Raw genomic sequence first — 20,509 nt, 5'->3', positions numbered from 1 at the left:
ATATGAACGGGCCAAATAAAAAAGGCACCCGATAAGTGCCTTAAATGCTTTATGAAACCTGTTTTTTGTTATGACTTTTTATATCTTCGTAAGATTAAGCCCGCCATAGCCAAGGTAAAAATAGCCAGGGCTGAGGGCTCAGGTTTATCTGCCCTGGTAAGAACCACTGTGCATGAGCATTGACGCAACGGCAAGCACATCCCGGTACAGGAAGGTTATGAATTAACGTCAAGCGGCATATACCCTCTATCCTCATCGTGAGCACCTGCCCCCAAAGTACATATTTTCATGGACTCTTTAGACAAGCATTGCGCCAATGCCAGCTGGGCCCTGCCAAGAAAACACTGGGCTTTTACCGGGTCGTCGACATTGATAACCAACAACAAAAACTCCCGGCCAGGAACTATCAGCAGTTTTTAAATAACAGCCGGTAAAACAAGCCGGTTCAGCTTAAATCCCATTTCAAATAGCTAAAATCAGAATGAGATTTCAACTTAAAAAACCACATGTTCATCTCAAAGACGTTCGCTTAAAGCCAATGCTTTGTTATAAAAAAGCCAGCTCATTAATGCGCCATAACTTGATAATTTAAAAATTAATCTATTGAAATTATAGGAAGTCATGTTGAAAATCTTTAAACAAATTTTACTGCCCCTTGCCTTAACGGGTTTGATGGCCAACAGCGCGCAGGCAACGAATACTGCCTTTGATTTTTCAGTAACCCCCATTGCTGAAAATGTCTATAGCCTGGTTGCCCCCTCATTTGGCTTACCAACACCAGAGAATAAAGGCTGGAATTCCAATAGTCACTTTGTGGTCACCGACAAGGGGGTGCTGGTATTTGATACCGGCTCCTCTGAATCCATTGGTAAAGAAATTAAAAAAGCTATTAAATCAGTGACAGATAAACCTGTGTTATGGGTGGTGAACTCCCATAGCCACGCCGATCACTGGTTGGGTAATGCTGCCTTTGCCAATAGCGGCGCTGAGATTATTGCCAGTAGCCAAGCAACAAAGACCATGAAGAAGTATGGACAGCAAGATATCGATGCCTTTTCCCGCATGACTAAAGGTGCAACCGGTACTACCGAGATGGCGTATCCTGCTTCGTTATTGGCTCAAAGAGAAAAACGCAATCTCGCAGGGGTGGATGTTGAGTTCATCTTTTCCAATAACGGGCATTCGCCGGGAGATGTTTTGATGTGGCTGCCAAAGCAAAAAATCATCTTTGGCGGTGACGTCTTAAATTCTGACTGGATGCCGATCATGACGCCGCATGCAAATATCCCTAATTTGATTGATACCCTTTACGCTGTGGTAGGCTTAAATCCAGCTGTTGTCTTAACCGGACACGGCAGTGCAACAACGGTGAAGTCGGTAAAGCGAGATGCTGATTTATTAACCGGTGTCTGGAAACTGGTAAAAGATGGCTATAAAGAGAATAAAAAGCAGAAGGAAATCCTGTCACAAGCCAACATTATCCTGGCTCCAAAATACAAAGCCTTATATAAAAACTTCGATTCACAGCTCAAGCAACAAGTGAAGCAGATGTATAAAAAGCAAAAAGAGCAGGTAATTTAAAGCCTGCTCTTTATAAAGTGCAGGGTCGGCTAACTTGCATAAAATGCCCGACTAAAAATCTCGAGCGAAGATCCGCGACAACGGATCTTCGCATCATTCACCGCGTTTCCTTTGTAATCGCGCCAAGATAAATAGACTGACCAAAACCTTTATCTGGCTCCAGCTTTTGGTCCTCCAATTCATCCTCTACCTATTTGCCAGCTCTTCCTGTTAATATGTACGGCACCCGTTAAAAATACCGTACACCAGATCGAATATAAAAGCCTAAAGTTATTTAGACTGGCCGGTTATTTTAATTACAACTTCATCATCGACAGAAGTGTCCAGGCCCTTAATTTTACAGTCGAATTTATCACCTTCATAACTGTTAAAACTGATCACCTGCCCGGTTGTTACATTACTGCATTCTACCGTAATGGCGTCAAGGCCGCCGATAGCTCCCATAATATTTGTACTTTCATGTAAAGTTACTGTGCTGCTGGCCTCAGCATAATCGATCCAGATTTCGGCATCGTTACCGTCAGCCAAAGTACCTTGTAAAATAGCATAACCACGCGCTTGGGCGCCATTTGCCAACTGGTTGGATATATCAGCAACACCGTTTGCAAAACTGACAGCTGCACCGTTCAGGTTCCAGTTGGTGCCCACCAATTTCAAATGAGCCACTTTATCTGCAGAATTAGCCGGAGAAAGCCTGATACCTTGACTAAAAACTCCCCCTTCAATCGTGACATTGTCGTATATATTGATAAGGTGTGCCTGTTCGCTGAATTCACCGTTTAAAATCGTCAGGCCATCATTGATAGGCAATACGTAAAACTCAGCAAAACTGCCGCCATTAACGGTTATTGCTTCACCCGGGTACATAACCGTGACTTTTTCATGAAAAACCGTCCCGGAAAAGGAAACCCCTTTAATGGAGCGCAGGAATATACCGCCGTAGACCTCACCACCGTTAAAGACAAAATCCCCGGTGTAAAAGCTGGAGTTAAAGCCATCTGTGCGTTTCAAAATAGTACTGCCCGGTTCCATGGTAATACTAAGACGTGAATTGAACTGACCGTCTGCTTGCTGCCAGGTATCAGCTTCGTTTAACACCAATGCATAACTTGGAAAAGTGATGAAAATCAAAAGCATTGAGTGAAAGGCAAAAGTATAATGTTATAAATTGTAACAAGTTAGCTATGACATTTCCCCTGAGCATTACCTCCTTATCTCAAATTGAACTTTAACAGCCAGGAAATAACAACAGGTAAAACCAGATACCCGAAAACTAACTTTACCGGGTATGATGACGGGGAAATAATCCTTCTTGGCTGATAAGCGAACTTACCTGACACAGGTGGATAAACGACAAGTTCTTCGAAATTGCCTGCGGTATATTTAAGAAGGTGCTCACATAAACAGTAAAGCTTGTGATAAGCCCCTACTGTCCTTGTTATAAATAATCTTTTATCTGTCCGAATTTGTTGCCAGTTGCTCGGATATTTCTTGTTGCATGCTGGGGCTCATCCCCTTTTCCGTCAAGGTGCTTTGGCTTCGGCGATAGAAAAACACCAGAGAAAAACCAATCAGGTACATAGTCAGCGAATACATACCCGCCGGAATTGCAACCATACTGCCGTTTTCCATAACCGTCAGCGCAATAAACATCGCCAGCGCAGAGCTTTGAATGCAGGCTTCAATATAAATGGTAAAACGGTCTCGCATTGAGGGAGAGACTATTTTAAGCATGAACATCACACAGGCTAAAATAAACAAAGTCATACCCAGTATGGTTGCCCCAAGTACAGGCAAATAGGCGATTAAATTCTGCCATTCCTTCATCACAATCAAACCCGCTAAAAAGATCAAAAAGGCAAGGCCGAACGGACCGCTTTTCTCCGCAATTCTCTCGCCCAAAGCGGGAAAATAATGGCTGATGGCTATGCCTGTCATGACAGGCAACAAGGTCATGAAAAAAAGCCTTTTTAATATTTCCAGCTGCGGTATATCAAGCGGCATAGCGGTGCTGAAAATAGCCTGAGCGCTGATTTCCAGGATCAATGGCATGGTAAGCAATACCGCCAGGCTGGAAAATGTGGTCAGGGCAACAGAAAGGGCAAGATTACCTTTACCCAGGTGGCAAAATAAATTGGAACTTGTGCCGCCGGGGCAACAGGCAAGCAGCATAATCCCCAGCTTGAACTCCGCTTGCATATCAACCGTAAACACTACCAGCGCCGCACAAACCGGCACGACAGCAAGTTGCGCCAACAACCCCAGTCCCAGCACTTTTTTATTGCGCAGCGCCGTCGTCAACGCCTGAGTTGTGAGGGTTGTTCCTAATCCCAGCATCATCAAAAACATCGCCAGCGGTACTATCACTGTTAGTAAAACACCATTATTCATCGTTAACCCGGAGTAAATAGGAATTGTTCAGCATTCTATGGCGGTTTGTGAGCCTTGGCGTTAGTAAATATGCCCTAATGGCAAGATTGAATTCTCATTGTGCACCTGCTTTACTGTAACAGATCTGGATATCCAGAAATTACCAATAAATTCGGTACTCAAATGTAGTCAGCTCACCCCGGAAATTCAGTCGTTTAACTCTATTTATAGTTTCTTACGACTGATTTTATGAATTGTGCGGAGCATCTGCCATGGTGTAGGAATAGTCGTTATAAAAGGTTCGGTTCAACGCCCGCTTTTCGCTCATAGCTGCCTGTCAGGTTTGCTCTGAACTAATCCGATTGAACCTTAACCGTTAACAAATTTAACATAAAATTTTGCCCCGCCTAAAGTCGAGCTGGTACTTACCGAAATTGTCGCATCGTAATGGCTTAATAACTCTTTTGTGATCGCTAAACCAAGCCCGCTGCCGCTTCTGTCTGATTGATTTTCCTGCCAAAAACGCTCAAAGATCTGCTCCTGCATTTCACTGGCTATACCTTTTCCCGAGTCTTCAACCGAAAAAGCCCTGTTTGATATCGAGACTCTAATTCCAGCGCCGGGTGGAGTGTGTTTGATGGCATTCTCCAACAGGTTTTTGATTATGACGGTCAACTCTCCTTCATCGGCTTTTACGGTACAGACATCACATTTATCCACCAGTTCCAATGCCTGATTTTTATCAACCGCCATAGGCGCAAGATGCGAACAAACATTTTTAACCACATCCGACAGGATAAGGGTCGACAGCTGTTGTCCCGTCATATTTTGTGCCCGGGACAAGTCAAGCAATTGTTCGACGATGCGGGAGATGTACCGGGCATCGTTAATCAGCTTATCCTTTGCCGTCGACGGTGGTATTTTTAACTCTAAGCGGTTTAAAAATATCGTCAGCGGAGTACGCAGTTCATGTGCGGCATCGGTAATAAAGTGCTTTTGTTGTTCAAAACTGTTTTCCACCCTTTCAAGCGCATCATTCATGGCACTGGCGATGGGAAACAGCTCTTTGGGGACATCCTGCACTTTAATACGTTTTTCTAGATCTTCAGGTTTTATCTTTTTGATCTTTGCGGTCAAGGCATTAGCCGGCTCTACAACAAATCGTATGGCAATAAAACCGACCGATAAAAACAGTAAAAAAGCCACCAGGATAATGCCTGTGGCAACATCAACAATCGTCGCCTCAACCGCTTCATTTGCCAAATCTTTCAGCAGATCGCCCCGGGTCACTTACCAGGCATGCACCGCTTCTTTTCAGCCCCTTAAAAAGGCAAATACTCTTCATACAGCTGACGAATATTTGCCTTGTGCTGTGAACGGTTAACTTGAATAAGCTAACCTCGTTTTCAAATATGGAACTTAATAACCGAAGTTATGTTTCAGCTCCGGATGATCTTTACTTAACTGCTGCCAGGGATCAAGTGTGTCGCGGGTGATGCGGTCACAGTAATCGCCGTTGGCCGGAATAATCAAGTCGAGCACGAAATCACTGCCGATAGAGATACCTAAGTCGATCAACAACGGCGTTGATGTCAATAAGGTATCGGCCAGGGCACCGGCGCCGGCTTCAAGTACGCTGTCGGCAAGCGTCGTGACATATTCCTTGCTCAGTTTGCTTTCATCCAGTGGCTGACCGTCGGCGGTTTCCAAACCGCGCAGGACATCAAAGTACATTTGCCACTCTTCATCGGTGAGTTCAAGTACCGTTTTATTGTCGACGGTTACCGCATCGATAAAGGCGTTGATGCCTGCTTCTATGGTTTTACTTAAACCGCTCACTCCTAAGGTCAGGAAGTTGATAACAAAATCTGTCAACACTTCATTGGCATAGGCCAGTTTGGTATGAGGGTTCGAGCAGAACTCGGCTTCTTTAGAGCGGTAAAGGATCAAGGAGTTTTCCCTGGCGCTCGGGCGCATATCGTCATATAACTTTCTCGCCCCTAAGCCGGTATTGGCAGCATTTAACAAGTCACCGTCATCGTTATCCAGTGCCCAGGTAAACATACCGCCGAGCTCCTGGGCAACCACATATTCCGCTTTTTTCTGTACCGCCCATGGGGTGTCTAACGTGACCACCACATTTTTGCTATTGTCGTCGGGATTGGTTGCAACCAGATATTCGGCTTTAGCTTTTTCATCGCGCACATACTCATAACCTGGCTTTAAATTACCCTGGTCGTCATAGGCGGTTGCTTTGATATGGCGCCAGGCAACGTTGGCGGCTTCCAGGGTACCGATATTGCCGGGCGAATTACCCTGGGCTTCGGTCGGGAAGGCATATTGCCCGCTGGTATTAAGCTCAGACGGATTGACATTGGCCCATAAACGCCCGTAACCGGCATAGCCTATGATGAGTTTGCGGGAGTTGATCCCCTGCTGTTTAAGGTATTGCACGGCACTGTCGATACTGTGTCCTTCCAGTTCGCCGTTGGTATAAAGGGCGGTATGGTGGCCTACGGTATTGTCCCAGGCGCCGTAGTAGTCATAAGACATCATAAAGATATGATCTAACATGTCGCCGATGCCGGGGTAATCGACGCCGTCTATGGTCACCGGCTGCCAGTTTACCTTGGTTAAATGTTTGGGCGCCGTGCCCATGGCGGAGGATAACTGGTAGTCAACGCCGCGTTGATTGCCCAGGGCATCGAGTGCCTGGCGCAGTTCATAAACCAGCTTGGTATGGTTGTTGGTGTCTCTGTCTCCCATAATACCGGTTTTTGCACCGTCAACGCCGACAAATTCCCAGTCAAGATCAATGCCGGTGATATGTTCATTGAGCTTAAGGTAGTTGATCACACTGTTGATAAAGGTGGTTCGGTAACTTGGGTTATTGGCAATGACCGGGAAAGGATCACTTAAGGTCCAGCCGCCGATGGAAAGGTACATATCGAAGTTTTTGCCGTTACGGTTTAATACCCGCTCCATATGGGATAAATCGTTTTTCAAACCCCAGGCATAATCAAAGCCCCCTTGCTCTCTCAGGGTGACGTCACCGACATTATAGAATGCTTTGGTCGGCGTCGATGCAAAGGGGTTGGGGGTATTTCGGCTGTAGTCGATAACATGGTAAGCCGTCTGGTTCCACTCTCTTTTCCACTCGGGCAGGTTCATATCCGGTTTGCCGTAGTGTGCCCAATGATCGGGAATGATCATAGTGCCTGTGGGTTTGTCGGCACAAAGCTCGGCAATTTTCGGTCTGGCTTCAATGGTGGCACTTTCATTGCCGAACCAGTTGCTGGCGTCTCCCTCGCTGCAAATGGCGGCAAAAGAAACCTGGATAAAGTTCATGTTATTGACCGGCAATTCATTGGGGGTGTAGGCGGTAGGAGAATAAACGCCCCAGTCGGTATAGTAACCACCGATTAAATACTCATGCTCATTGCCGGCAGCATCGGTATAAGTCGGGTTCTGGAAGGTTTTATGGGTCGACCTGGCGCTGTTGTAATGGGTGATCACCCTGTCGTCTATGGTTTTTGGGAAGGGATCAAAGCCGGGCACCGGTGATGCTTCAACCACAACCGCATCCGCTTTAACGCCGTTATTGTTTACCTGTACCGATTCACCGTTAAGCACGGCACTGATGGTGGCCAGGCTGCGAAATTCAACATCGTCTTGAAGGACCAGGTTAAAACCAACCTGGGTCACTTCATAAGTGATATCGGTTTTTTTGGTTAAGGTGACAATATCGCTGCTACCTGTTTTTTCAATGCTGGCATCGGCTCCCCAGGCACTGGTGATATCGGCAATGGTATTAGGCGGGTAAGCGATCACCATTTCAGTCAGGTCGGTGGCAAAGACATATTCGACCGAGCTGGTCGTGCCCCAAATTTCCCCGTGGTAGAAGTCTATTTCCGCCATTATGCTGAGCTCTTCGCCTTCGGGGGCATTACCTTCTGTTGGCACCGGGCCGATTAAGGTCCAGGCACCTGTTTGCCAAAAGCCGTTAGCATTACCCGGTTCATAGGCAGCGTTACCGCAGTAGGCCCAAAATGCCCCTTCGCAGCGGTAATAATTGCCGTTGTGGTCGACCACAGTGCCAATGGTATATTGCCCGCCGTTCTCATAAGTGACCGCCTCTTCGATCACTTCGGCCGCGACAACTGAAACACTGCTTCCGGTTAATATTGAGGCAATTAGCCAACTGAGTGGTTTTTTATTAAAGCTCATTTCTCATACTCCTTTGATTATTCTGTTAAGTACCTAGATGAAGAAGTCACAATTAACTTTGTTCAAATAAGCACCGGGTCATTATGATAATTTTTGAAATGAGCTCAATACGAACAACAGCGGGGAAATGACAAGGAAAATCAAATATTGTTCTGAAAATAATCGACAGGCCGCATTATTGTTGACTAAATGGTCAGGTCTTTATTGTTCTGAATAGTTCTGAATTGCTCTGAATCAGCCTGAATTATTGAAAATCAGTACGATATTTATGCTGATTTGCACGTGATTGATAGTTATTGCCGCTGAATTGAAACGGCTAAAAGATATTGGCAAGTGGTATTATTTATTATCTAAGGGCAGGCTTGCGCATTCATCGACCCTTGACCGGCGATAACAAAGCCAGGAGGTTTTGCTGAAAAGTTAGCATGACTTTAGCGATACCACGATGAATATTCACATATGCAAACGGTTAACAAGGGAGATGGGCCGCACAAAGCAAGCCCTGTGTTTATAATAAGCAGGTAAAGTTTTAGCTGCTACTTGCCTGAAGTGATTTTTAAATGAGTTCCGCCCTGTTAAGCGGAATGAAAGACGAATGACCAGGGCGGCAGAAGAGAAGTTTAAGTGTCGGCTATTGCACATTGTCCTGTTATTTGCTCATTTAGCTTATTAAGCTGCTCACGGCTTTGGTGAATCAGCTGCTCCGCCCTTGCCTGGGCCTGTTGAAGTTTATCGGTTTGCATAACCGGAGTTAACAAGGGAATGTTTTGCCAACCCAGGCAAATGGCGGGGTTTTTATGACATCCGTCAACTAAATGTACTTCTGCCCGGGTTAAGTCCCGGTAAAGGGTAAAATAACTGGCCAATACTTGATTGATTAAAGCCAGTTCATCCCATTCAAACGCCAATGCCTGCTCTTTCACCGGAGCCAGTATCCGGGCCAGATTTTCATTTTTACCTTCTTGCCTGGCAATGTCTGCGTCTATCACTGCCGTTGCTATTTCTATAAAAGTCATGCTGTTAAAGCTTGCTTCTGCACTTGCCAACAGAGGCAAGGCATGGTTAACCTCCTGATATTCCCCCAACGCCAATTGCGCAAAAAAAGATAAAATCAGCGGATCGGCAAAAGTATCTTCCCCTAAAATACTTTTGCGATAATCCCCATACCAAAGGGGATAAGCCGAAAGCTTGTTTTCATTAAGCATTTGTACATAAGTCAGCCAGGGAATACGCCAGTCCCTGTTGTCGATAGCAGCCAGGTGCTGTTGCCACGTATCGGCAGCATTAAACGCCAGCAAGCTGTTATTGAGTAAGGCCATATTGCCGTACAGGTCCGTGTTGCAAAGTAATTGCCCGCTGAAGCGGGCAAGCAGCTTCATGGCTTCGGTATAATTTCCGTTTATCATCAGCCAGTCGTAAAAGACATAATAGATATTCGTTGACAGGTAATTTTCATGTTCCAGCCCGGGATAGATGGCGGCAAGCTCTTGTCTGCGTTTACCCAATACTAAGGATTTAAAATAAAAGTAGCTGTTATCCTCAAAGTGCCTGTCCCTGTTATAGCCTTTTTCAAAATGTTTTAATGCCGACAGTTCTTCATCAAGCTCTAAATGAAACAAACCCTGGATAAAGGTAATAAAAGGGTCTTGATCCAGGTTTTTCAACAGCTCAAAGGCAATAGCAACATTATCCTGATTAGCCAGGTAAAAGGCCGCCGCTATCAGGGAATAGCTGCTTTGGTTATAATGCGACAGCAGATAGTTTATGCCTTGGCTTAAATGTTGGTCTTCAAAATACTCGATGCGGTAAAAGGCATATAAAGCATCGATAAAATAATATTTAGCTTTTTTTTGCTGTTCATTCAGGCTGTTTTTTTCTATCTCTTCACCGATCAACCGGCGCGCCTGGGCTAAAGGCCCGGGCTGATCAAAAGACAAAGATGCCAATGCTTTAACTTGCCTGCTGCCATTGACCAGTTCGGCAATGCCTGAATTATCCTGCTTTAAGGCGGGATCATGAAAAACTTTCAGCAACTCACCGGAAACCGCTGCCAGAGATTGCTCATCAACCAGTTTACTGAGCGGTTGGATAGACAGGTGGGCCAGGCGGGAAGGTTTGCCGACAAACAGCAAATTCAATACGGCTTTCTTTTTGGGGAGAAATTTAATGACTAATTTCTTGGTATCGTCTAATTGGTCCAACTTCGTCAGTAAAGCTGTGTTAGCGGCGAGCTTAGTCCCTGAGGTATTAAGAGCTTTGGCAATGCTGCTTTGATAACGTTTGATAATTTGATCTTCCTGAGCTGCCACCTCAAGTTTATGTTCGACAAAAACCAGGTGTCCGCCGGAATTTGGTACTAGCTCCGGTTTGTTGAACCAGAACCTTGTCACCAGGGCTATCAGCAGCAGGCAGCTGATAGCCAGAGCAAATATCCGCCTGCTCAAAAAGAAAGTGGCTTTTTCTGGTTTTATTTTGGCTTCAGCTGTTTTTTCTACGATGTTTTCAGGGGGCGGGGAGAAAGTTTCAATACTCACCAGCAATTGATAGCCATGGCGGGGAACCGTTTTGATATAACTTTTTCCTGAATCCCCTTCCAGTGCTTTACGCAAAGCCCGTATTGTCTGGTAAACCAGGTTGTCTGTGGTAAATTCCGTTTCCCATATCTGCTCCTTAATCTTAGCTAAAGGAATAATCTCGCCCGGGTTGGCGATAAAAAGCTGCAATAACTTAAAAGCTGCCAGGTTTAGGGAGATGGTGACATCGCCATGGGTAATACTGTGGGACTGCTCATCTATCAGCCATTTGCCAACCTTAGTATTCAATATTCATTTTCCTTGTTGGTCATTCATGACACTACTCTTTTAAAATCCGGAAAAGAATAGCGGCAGAATGTCATTCATATCCTTTTAGTCACAGCACTTTGCTTGCATAAGCAAGCACTTAAGGGCTCAGCACTCGTTCAAATTTTTACTCAAAAAACACGTTTATAACAACAATAAATACAAACAAGCCAAATAATTTTCATTTTGAGTAAGGCTAAATGAAATTTTTCCATTATCCCCGCCCCTTGTAGACCTTGGATCTGTATACAATATTTCATTTTTGTCATAATTTGCCCGTCATGCTGTTAAAGAAAAAGAAAAAACCGTGAAATAAACAAAAATCCCAGTGTAACGGCAGTGCCTTTTATTTGTTTTATTCAGGAAAGATATCTGATAAATCGGTAGGTTGCTGCCATGAATTCAAGGGAGGCGGTCAATAACCTGCTCTTGGGTTAATCAGGCGGCTCTGAATATGTCGGATAGTTAAAAAAGTTGCGTCATTTCCGGTCAAGGAGCGTCTTAAATGTTGCAAATGGCCTGAAAGGCTTTATCGATGGATTTAATGCGGGAGACTCCTTTGACTAATTTTGACAAGATCAATGTAAAACACGAGAACAAATTTATACGGCATGACCCGAACATGCTCAATTCTGTCTATGGCACCACAAATGTTGAGCCCTATTGGGTCGCGGATATGGACTTTGAAGTTGCTTTGCCGATCCGCGATGAATTGTTCAGGCTGGCACAAAGAGCCCACTTTGCCTATGAGTTCAACAGCCAGAATGTGTACAAGGTTATGGCGACGTTAACTGGTATCAACGTCGCCATAACCTGGTACTTGAACAGGAAAACCTGTTGCAAGTGCCCGGGGTACTTACAGGAATCGCCATGCTTATGCGAGAATTAACAGCGCCGGGCGACGGTGTTTTGATCCAAACGCCAGTCTATCATTAGTTAAAAAAAGTCATTGGCTCAGCAAGCCGTGAAGTGCTCAGAAGTCCGCTGCAGGTTATTGACGGTCATTATCGGATGGACTTTGATGACCTTGAGCAGCAATTCTCCAGCGGTAAAGTGAAAGTGATGTTGCTGTGCAACCCCCATAACCCGGTGGGCCGGGTATGGACACAAGATGAATTAGCACGGTTGCTTAAGCTTGCCCGGGCGCATCAGGTCTTTATTATCAGCGATGAAATTCATGCTGACATTATCTTTGCCGGGCACCGCTTTCATAGCATGGCAGGATTTGCCGGAGAGAATTTTGCCTCCTTGATTGGCTCACCCTCTAAAACTTTTGGTATGCAAAGTATTTCCAATGGTTATATTTACACCGCCAACCAGAATTTATTGGCAAAAATTAATGCCTCTCTGGATTCCATGTACCTGGGTCATAGCAATGTCCTGACTAATTACGCCACTATTGCAGCTTACACTAAAGGTGAGGCCTGGCTGGATGAGTTGTTGCAATATCTTGAAAATTCAATTAACCGGATACAAGATTTTTTGCAGCAGGAACTGCCCCAGGTACGCTTGTACCCGGTAGAAGGGACTTACCAGATATGGCTGGACTTTAGCAATACCGCCCTCCCGGCAGATCAGGTTAAGCAGCTGCTGGTGGATGCCCGCATGGCACAGACCCCCGGCGCCTGGTTCGAAAGCGGTAACGAGTTAATGTTCAGGATGAATATCGCCTCGTCTTTAACACAGATACAAGAGGCTTTTAAACGACTACAGCAGAAGCTGTCTGCTTAATGGTCCGGGCAAGCGCAAACATAGGCCGCTGTGGCTTGCCCGTATTTAGGTAAGATAATAAGCCAAGGTACAACGGCTCCTTTGGCTATTTGCACAGGGTTTTATAATACATTTTTCCTTTGCCATCTTTAGGGGAAAAGTCGGTTACGCCGCCTTTGCCAATCTCAAAGTCACAATGACTCATCATCAGTTCTCTAAATTTCTTTCGCCCTCGCTGCACCCGGCTTTTTGCTCCGGATAACGACAGCCCCAACTTATTGGCGATATCTTGCTGGCTCAAACCTTCCAGTTCGGCAAGTTGCAGTGGAATACGGTACTTATCCGGTAGCTCGTCAATCAAAGGTTTGAGGCAAAGGGCCAGGGTTTTATAGTTTTCCTCTATCGGGTCTTGCTCTTCAGAGGCCAGGCTTTCCGGCAACTCGTCATAACTGTGATAAGCGCGATAATGATCCATGATCAGGTTATGGGTAATACGGTATAGCCAGCTCTTCAGACTGCCGCGTACTTTAAGCTGATGTAAATTGCTGCTGGCTTTAATGTAGACCTCTTGCAGTATATCGTCGACAACATCCGGGTCGTCCAATCGCATGTCGATGTAACTGCGAAGTTGTGCTTTATGATTTTTCCACTCGGTAAGCATGAATACCTCAAACTGCTTTTATTGATGGTGTTATTTATGACGTTAAATCATCAATAAGGGGAAACGGCGATGATGTAACCCTTTATCATAGCGTTACTTTGGGAGGAAAAAGCTTAAGGGGAAAAAGCCCGGGTAAAGGCAAACGACATCCAACCCTTGAGAGCGGTGTGAGTGTGGGAGCCGGTGCCAAGATACTCGGGCCGGTTTGCCTTGGAAAAAACGCCAAAATTGGCGCTAACGCTGTGGTGACAAAAGACGTACCCGAAGGAGCTACGGCACTGGGTATTCCCGGACATATCATACATAACAAATTAAAAGTTGCGGTTAACGATACTCAGCAAACTTGCTGCACCCCGTCCAAAGTGATTGATTTAGTTTCATAAGCAAGATTAATCACCTTATATCAGCGATATCTCCTTAACAGATGATAAAAAAACTTACGTATACAATATACTTGCAAATGATTTGTTAAGAATTTATTGTTTTCCTGGCAATAGAAACCTTATTGCCAGGTCCGGAGGGGCTGGTGCATCATTTACATAATAAAGGAATATTATATGAACATTTTTCGTTATGTCATCGGACTGACATTGATATCGCTGATGCCTTCAGGCGTAGCCCAAGCCGAGTCTGTTTCCGAATTTCGCAACAGTAATGATTACGTCCGGCTGCGGGCGCAAACCAGTTTGGATGAGAATGCGCCATTTTCTCAGGCAACCCAGATACAGGCCCATAACAGTTTTAACTCCTCCGCTTATGCCAGCGGTATTAACTATATCGATCCCAATCATACGTTATCTACCACGCAGCTATTGGATATGGGGATTCGCAGCCTCAATTTTGATATCCATTATATTCTCAATATCAGCAGTCCCTGGCCCTGGGAGTGGCAAAAGAAATTGATGTTATGCCACGGGCAGGATAATCATGAAGGCTGCAGCGGCGGCGAACGCTATTTATCAGAGGGCCTTGAGGAGCTGGCTGACTGGTTGGCGGCCAATCCCGGCGAATTGGTTTTTATGTATTTCCAGGATGAAATGGAGGGCCAGTACGGCAAAGCGGCCGATATCATCGAGCGTACTGTTGGCGAATATGTTTATCATCCCGAGGGAATGAGTTGCGAAGACGGCATACCGGTTGAAATGAGCCGCCGGGAAATCCTTGACAGCGGTAAAACCCTGGTGCTAAACAGTAAGTGCGGTAATGCCGGTGGTTGGGAGCACCTGGTGTATAACGGTTATAAAAAAGCCAGCGGCAAAAGTGGCGGCGGCACGGATAATAATATTGTGCTCGATCACAACTGCTTTGGAAAATATGATCAGGCGGATTTTAATTCCAGAATGATCACCGTTTATGAAGACAGAACTACCCTGGGGCAAATGTTTACCAATACCCCGCAAATCAGTGCCGCTGATATTGAATTCGCCCTGTCGTGCGGCGTTGGCCAAATTGGTATGGATAAGATCCACCCTAATGACGATGCCCGGATTGATGCCTTGCTGTGGAGCTGGGCGCAGGGAGAGCCGAACAATAATGGCGGTGAGCAGGATTGTCTGCGCCACAATGCCAGCGGCCGTTTCTATGACTATCGCTGCGACAACAACCATTATGCTTTTGGCTGCCAAAATGCGGCCGGCAACTGGTATGTCACCGATAGCACAAGTGTTTGGGACGACGGCAATGCCGTCTGTACCGCTGAAACCAATGGCGAATACGGTTTTGCCGTGCCGGTGAACAAATACCAGAATGAACGCCTGATGGCGGCCAAGCTTGGCAAGTCGGTGGATAATGTCTGGCTTAATTTCACCGATCAGGGAGAAGAAGGTAAATGGGTCGCCCCTATGGCCAATATCAGCATTAACTTTGCTGAGCATACTTTGCAGCCCTATGGCGACCAATTCACTTCAGGGCAAGTGAGTGTGGAAGATGAAGGGGCAAGGTTACGTTTGACCGGCAATAACTGGCAGTCTATCGCGGTAGATTATGTGATCACCCCTAATACCGTGGTTGAGCTGGACTTTAGCAGTGCTGTTGAGGGTGAATTGCACGGCTTTGGTTTTGACGTTGATAATGTTTATGGCGGCTATAAAGAGCGCATAAATTTTGCCGGCACTCAGGATGCCGGGGATGTTGCTGCCTATGATAATTATCCCGGCGATGGCGCTACTAAGCACTATGTGATCAATATTGGTTTGCATGACAGTGGTTATAAGCACCGTATGTATTTCCTGGTTGATAACGATGAAACCGAAGTGGGCGAGTCGGTATTTAGCAATGTGAAAATTTATGAGCGTTATGACAGTCAGGTGAACTTTGCCGACCATGAACTACTCGCTTATGCCGGTGATGAGATAAGTAGCGGCGATGTCAGTGTAGAAGATGACGGTGCGACTTTACGCATGACCGGCAGTCTCTGGCGCGCCATCAAAATGCCGCGGCAAATTGCTGACGGCACGGTATTGTCGTTTGATTTTGCCAGTAACGCGCAAGGGGAAATACACGGCATTGGTTTTGACAGCGATTTGAATAATAGCGCCGAGAACCGCTTCTCACTTTACGGCAGCCAGGACACCAGCGATATCAGCGACTTTGCCAGCTACAGCGGTGACGGCGTGACCCGTTACAATATTCCTGTTGGCCGGTACTATACAGGTGAAATGCAATACCTGTTTTTTGTGACGGATGATGATGCGGCTGCGGCAGGGGAGTCGGTGTTTAGCAACCTGATCATCAGTGAAGTTCAGGTGCCGTGATCTCCTGTGGCTCTTTAATGTTTACGGCAATTAAAGCTGGCCGGTAGCGTTTTATTCAGCAATGCCGGTTCAAGAGCACATACTCCAGCGGATTAACCAGCAACACCGGCTGCCTGTAAGCCCCGCAAGTATTTCACGGGATCAGGGGAGAGGTAACCCTGCCACCATCTTCAAGCTCGCGGGATAAATTTTCCGGTGCTAGCTCCCTGCCCTGATATGCTCATTATTCAGATCTGTAACCTTAATTCCTGCGGGCGTATCCCGGCTATACATTGCTTGTTAGCAGCTGGTCAAATCACGGTACAAGTACTCGAAGTAGCGTACCAATTAAAGCCGTCATGCAACAGCCATTATTAATGTGGCTGCTTAGCATGTGGTACAACCGGCATACCGGCTTTTTCAACCATCAGTACGTAAAGCGAAGGAATAACCAAAAGCGTTAAAACTGTTGATACAAAAAAATTGAAAATCATCCCGCTGGTCATAGGCGCCCACAAAGGGCCGCGAAATAGCGAAAGCGGTAACAAACTCGGATACACCACCGAGAAACACAATCGCTAAGGCCAACCGGCCGCAGAAATTGAATGTTTTTACCACCTCATTGAAATTGCCAAAGCCATTTCGATTCTGTTTTTTGCTGTGGTATCGCATGTAAAGATTTGTAAATAAATTCGGTAAATGTGCAAGGATTATGAAGAGAACGTGCAGGAAAAAAGAAAGTTAGTTGCAGAGCATGAGTAAAACTGGCCAGTCGATTTCATCCGGCATAGGCTTGTTGAGCTTAGTTCATTGTTTTGGCAATTAACTAAGCTGGCTTTTAGGAGAAAATAAATAAAATAAAAAGGAAGAAATTTATGAAAGCAATAAACAAATTTCTCTCGTTAGTGCTAGTGACGGGTCTTACGACCCAAGGGGCTCAGGCAACGGTAGATGAAGACTTACAAGCGATCATTACTGCTCAGGGATTCACCGGTGATCCGGCAAAAGACTTTGATCTGCCTTTGCCCGACGAACCGGAAGCGGACCTGGGTAAAATGCTGTTTTTTAGTCAGGCGCTTGGTGGGGAACTAAACACAGCCTGTGCCAGTTGTCATCACCCTTATCTGGCCGGGGGAGATGCTTTGGCACTGGCGGTAGGCGTTGATGCTGAAAACCCGTTGCTACTCGGTGATGGCAGAAAACACCCGGACGGCATCTTTAATAACCCCCGCAACACCCCATCGGTGATGAATGCCTGGATATGGACACAAGGCCTGTTTTGGGATTCGCGGGTTGAAAAACTCGCTGATGACACTATCAGTACGCCAGACTCCCCCTTTGGTGAAACCGACGAGGCTGCCGGCGACAACTTGTTAATGGCACAAGCGGGATTTCCGGTAACTTCTGTTGAAGAAATGCGCACCGAAAATTTTGAAACCGGTAACTCCAATCAGGCGGTTCGTGATCATTTGGGTCATCGTCTGGCAAACACGGGGATTGGTGTTAATGAGCTGGCCAAAAATGAATGGCGCCAGCTGTTTGAAGGGGTGTATGGCAGCCAGGGCGCAGAAGGTGAAGATATCGTCAACTTTGACAATGTCAGGCGCGCCATCGCCAGTTATGAAAACTCAATGAACCTGACCGATAACCCCTGGTTCCGTTATATCAAAGGGGATCTCAATGCCATGAATGAACCGGCAAAACGGGGAGCAATGTTATTCTACACCGCAGCCCCTGAAGGTGCTGGGTGTTCCGGCTGCCATAGCGGCGAGACCTTTACCAACCAGAGCTTTTTTAACGTTGGCTTTCCACAGATTGGTCCCGGTAAAGGCCATGGTGATTCCGGGTGGGAAGATCATGGCCGTGGCGGCGAGAGTCTGCTGGAAGCAAATAACAACGCATTTAGAACCCCCACCCTGCTCAATGTCGGCGTAACAGCACCTTACGGTCATGCCGGTGCTTATGAAACACTGGAACAAGTGGTGGACCATTACAATGATGTCGATAACCACTTACCTGCATTTGTCGCAGCTAAGTCTTGGTGCCAGCAAGCACAATTTGCTGAAACCGAAAATTGTCAGACCCTGTTTCCCGAAGCGGAAACCATTGCCAGCGGTTTACTGGCTAAAATAGCGGCCTTACGTGATCTGGGGATCCCGGCTATGCTCCCCCTGGGGCTGACTGATGAGGAAAAAGCTGATTTGGTCGCCTTTTTACACGCGCTGACCGACCCCTGCACCCAGGATGCCCGCTGTATGAGCAAATGGTTACCGGATCCCCGACGTGGTGACCCGGACAACCTGCAATTAAAGGCCATCAACAAAAATGGCTTGCCGTTAAGCATGACCAGGCAGTGTACCGAGGTTACCCTGCAAGGTGGCCGGTTACCGTTGGATCAAATGGAGTGTATTTCAGGCGGCAACAACGCTTTCTTTTTTGAAGTCGCAGAAGATAATACCATCCTTTATATCAGCACCACAGGCGGTACCGGTAATGCGGATCTCTTTTTTAATGCTGATACCTGGGCCACACCGCAAAATGCTCAGGCCAAGTCTATATCTGCAGATAATGAAGAAGTACTGGTGATCACTGCAAATCGTGGCTTGCGCTATATTTCTGTTGGTAGCAGGAGCGGTTATGAGTTAACGGGGATCACCGTGAGCATAGGCAGGCAGTAATTGTCGGGCCTGGCTAAGCTGACGAGCAGTTATCAACAAAAAAAATGAAAGCAACAGCAAGGAATGAAGTTGCAGCATTTACCTTGCCATTACCGGCAGCAGGCATGTTTGCCTGCTGCCGGTATTTTTCAGCAACGCCAGTTAAAGTTCATATCCTGTGCTAATAGGCTGCGGGAATAATATAGTTGGCCATGATATCATCGGCCTGGTTAACATATAGCGGCCACTCCAGGTAATTGCCCTGGGTCATGACTATCACCATATTCTGCTCCGGGAAGATATTGATATATTGGCCGCCATCACCGTCGGCGGAAAGATAGCGCACGCCATTAAGCTCCCTGTGCCAGAAAAAGTAACTATAATCACCGGCAAAGCCTGCCACCTGTACCTTGGCAACTTCTTCAACCCATTGGGCGGGTATGACCTGCTGCCCCTGCCATACGCCGTTATTTAAATAGGTAATGCCTATTTTTAACATATCCCGGGGGCGCATATGCATCCTTGCCGCCCCTTCCGGCAGGCCTCCGGGTTGTGAGCGCCAGTCGTAATCTGTGATCCCTAATTTACGGTAGAATTGGGCATCTGCCCAATCCCGTATCGGTGTTTGCACTAAGTTATCAAGGGCTTTTAACAGCATATTCGGGCTGGCACTGTTGTATACCCAGGCAGATTGGGGGCCCAGGTTATCACGGCTAAGTAAAAAGTCAGTGAAGTCGGTTGATTGCCACATTAACGCCAGATCATTACTGCCCCATTCATCCCATGAGAACCCAAGTTGCATGGTGAGCAGATGATGAAAATTCAAGGCGCTTTTGTTGGCATCGTCATTAAAAAAGTGGCTTTGCTGTGGTAGGTGCGGCGCAACGGCATCACTTGTTGAGACATTAAATTGCTCAAAGGCGATACCTGCCACGGTAGCCGTTAATGCCTTATTGACGGAGGCGATATAATGTTTGTCGGTGCGTCCCCATTGCACAGGTGCCGGTGTCGAGATCCGGGCAATATTATTGCTGAAATCGATAAAGTCATTGTTGCCGGGGAAATACTCTTCAACGGCCAGCACACCGTCTTTGTAGATCAAAAGACTGTGTAACTCCTGATAGCCTGCACTGGTGTCAGCCAGTACAGTTTTGTTCATAAGTTGATTAATCAGGGTATTGTCTAACCCCGCACTGTTGAGATCTCCGGTTTGAATATCGTCGGTCAGCTGCACCGGTCGATGATAGTGATAACTATGCGCTGGTGAGAGGCCGATGGTGGTAGTGCTTTGCAGTGAAACATTGCTTTCTCTGGGGCGGTAATGCTCCACGCTCACTGAAACCGCCAAATGCTCCCGGTCAATATCCTCGGTTATTTCGATGCTGAAGCTGCCTTGTGCATCGGTAAATGCTTGCAGCTCAGTGCCTATAAGCTGAACCCTGGCATTGGCTATTGCTTGTGCCGGAGCGCTGTTATCAAGTACAACTCCCGTTATCTGCATGGTGTTATTTGAGGATGAATCATCACATGAAAATAAGAAAACACAGACGGATAGTAAAATCGCTTTATGGCTCAGCAACATGATGAAATCCTTTTGATTGTATTCTTCATTTCGACAACATGTCCGGCCATTGCCACCGGAGAAGGGCATGATATCGCCAGCGTAATAGTTGCGGGCCAAGGGCTTAATATATTCATGGGTAGAGTCCTTATTTTATAATTATCTTTTTA

14 protein-coding genes and 1 pseudogene are annotated in these 20,509 nt (G+C 46.3%); 6 read left to right on the top strand and 9 right to left on the bottom strand.

What is annotated here, in order from left to right:
* Positions 1 to 68: 68 nt before the first annotated feature.
* Positions 69 to 200 carry a PEP-CTERM sorting domain-containing protein gene (locus SG35_RS32170; RefSeq protein ID WP_084692713.1) on the bottom strand — a complete coding sequence of 44 codons (132 nt, stop codon included), beginning with the start codon at positions 198 to 200 and terminating at the stop codon, positions 69 to 71.
* A gap of 15 nt (positions 201 to 215) precedes the next feature.
* On the bottom strand, positions 216 to 383 hold the full coding sequence (locus SG35_RS29035; RefSeq protein WP_160298284.1) for a hypothetical protein: 168 nt from the start codon (positions 381 to 383) through the stop codon (positions 216 to 218).
* Positions 384 to 621: 238 nt separating this feature from the next.
* On the opposite strand from SG35_RS29035, the gene SG35_RS29030 reads away from it, so the two are divergent.
* Entirely contained in the window at positions 622 to 1,581 is a 960-nt protein-coding gene (locus SG35_RS29030) for an MBL fold metallo-hydrolase (protein WP_053043005.1), read from the top strand.
* A 270-nt stretch (positions 1,582 to 1,851) separates the two neighbouring features.
* Here SG35_RS29030 and SG35_RS29025 read toward each other — a convergent pair whose 3' ends face one another.
* The 5 genes from SG35_RS29025 to SG35_RS29005 form a co-directional block, all read right to left on the bottom strand.
* On the bottom strand, positions 1,852 to 2,679 hold the full coding sequence (locus SG35_RS29025; RefSeq protein WP_152646602.1) for a hypothetical protein: 828 nt from the start codon (positions 2,677 to 2,679) through the stop codon (positions 1,852 to 1,854).
* Between the two features lie 354 nt (positions 2,680 to 3,033).
* Positions 3,034 to 3,972, bottom strand: coding sequence for a bile acid:sodium symporter family protein (locus SG35_RS29020; protein WP_044832657.1), 939 nt, complete (start codon positions 3,970 to 3,972; stop codon positions 3,034 to 3,036).
* A 348-nt stretch (positions 3,973 to 4,320) separates the two neighbouring features.
* Complete coding sequence (locus SG35_RS29015) at positions 4,321 to 5,241, bottom strand: sensor histidine kinase (protein ID WP_053043004.1); 921 nt, start codon at positions 5,239 to 5,241, stop codon at positions 4,321 to 4,323.
* Between the two features lie 129 nt (positions 5,242 to 5,370).
* Complete coding sequence (locus tag SG35_RS29010) at positions 5,371 to 8,178, bottom strand: glycosyl hydrolase family 18 protein (RefSeq protein ID WP_044832656.1); 2,808 nt, start codon at positions 8,176 to 8,178, stop codon at positions 5,371 to 5,373.
* A gap of 620 nt (positions 8,179 to 8,798) precedes the next feature.
* Positions 8,799 to 11,000, bottom strand: coding sequence for a winged helix-turn-helix domain-containing protein (locus SG35_RS29005; protein WP_044832655.1), 2,202 nt, complete (start codon positions 10,998 to 11,000; stop codon positions 8,799 to 8,801).
* Positions 11,001 to 11,577: 577 nt separating this feature from the next.
* Between SG35_RS29005 and SG35_RS29000 the strand changes: the two genes are divergently transcribed.
* Together SG35_RS29000 and SG35_RS28995 are read left to right on the top strand one after the other, a co-directional pair.
* The gene (locus SG35_RS29000) at positions 11,578 to 11,907 is read left to right on the top strand and encodes a hypothetical protein (protein ID WP_236702586.1); all 330 of its coding nucleotides are present in this window, start codon (positions 11,578 to 11,580) and stop codon (positions 11,905 to 11,907) included.
* An 80-nt stretch (positions 11,908 to 11,987) separates the two neighbouring features.
* Positions 11,988 to 12,749: an aminotransferase class I/II-fold pyridoxal phosphate-dependent enzyme gene (locus SG35_RS28995; protein ID WP_236702585.1), complete on the top strand. Its 762-nt coding sequence runs from the start codon at positions 11,988 to 11,990 to the stop codon at positions 12,747 to 12,749.
* Positions 12,750 to 12,834: 85 nt separating this feature from the next.
* Here the strand turns inward: SG35_RS28995 and sigZ are convergent, their stop codons facing one another.
* A complete protein-coding gene (gene sigZ / locus SG35_RS28990) occupies positions 12,835 to 13,389 on the bottom strand; it encodes an RNA polymerase sigma factor SigZ (protein WP_044832654.1) in 555 nt (184 codons plus the stop codon).
* A gap of 17 nt (positions 13,390 to 13,406) precedes the next feature.
* Here sigZ and SG35_RS28985 point away from each other — a divergent pair.
* From SG35_RS28985 to SG35_RS28975, 3 genes and pseudogenes are all read left to right on the top strand, one after another.
* Positions 13,407 to 13,700, top strand: a pseudogene (locus tag SG35_RS28985) (serine O-acetyltransferase); the annotation flags it as partial.
* 246 nt (positions 13,701 to 13,946) lie between these two features.
* Positions 13,947 to 16,142 (top strand): phosphoinositide-specific phospholipase C-related protein, encoded by a 2,196-nt coding sequence (locus SG35_RS28980; protein WP_044832652.1) that lies wholly within the window; start codon positions 13,947 to 13,949, stop codon positions 16,140 to 16,142.
* Between the two features lie 854 nt (positions 16,143 to 16,996).
* Complete coding sequence (locus tag SG35_RS28975) at positions 16,997 to 18,799, top strand: cytochrome c peroxidase (RefSeq protein ID WP_053043002.1); 1,803 nt, start codon at positions 16,997 to 16,999, stop codon at positions 18,797 to 18,799.
* A 160-nt stretch (positions 18,800 to 18,959) separates the two neighbouring features.
* Here SG35_RS28975 and SG35_RS28970 read toward each other — a convergent pair whose 3' ends face one another.
* On the bottom strand, positions 18,960 to 20,360 hold the full coding sequence (locus SG35_RS28970) for a serine hydrolase (protein WP_053043001.1): 1,401 nt from the start codon (positions 20,358 to 20,360) through the stop codon (positions 18,960 to 18,962).
* Positions 20,361 to 20,509: the final 149 nt, after the last annotated feature.

This window comes from Thalassomonas actiniarum (genome assembly GCF_000948975.2).
GTDB classification, from domain to species: Bacteria; Pseudomonadota; Gammaproteobacteria; order Enterobacterales; family Alteromonadaceae; genus Thalassomonas; species Thalassomonas actiniarum.
This window is presented reverse-complemented; position numbering and strand designations above follow the sequence as displayed.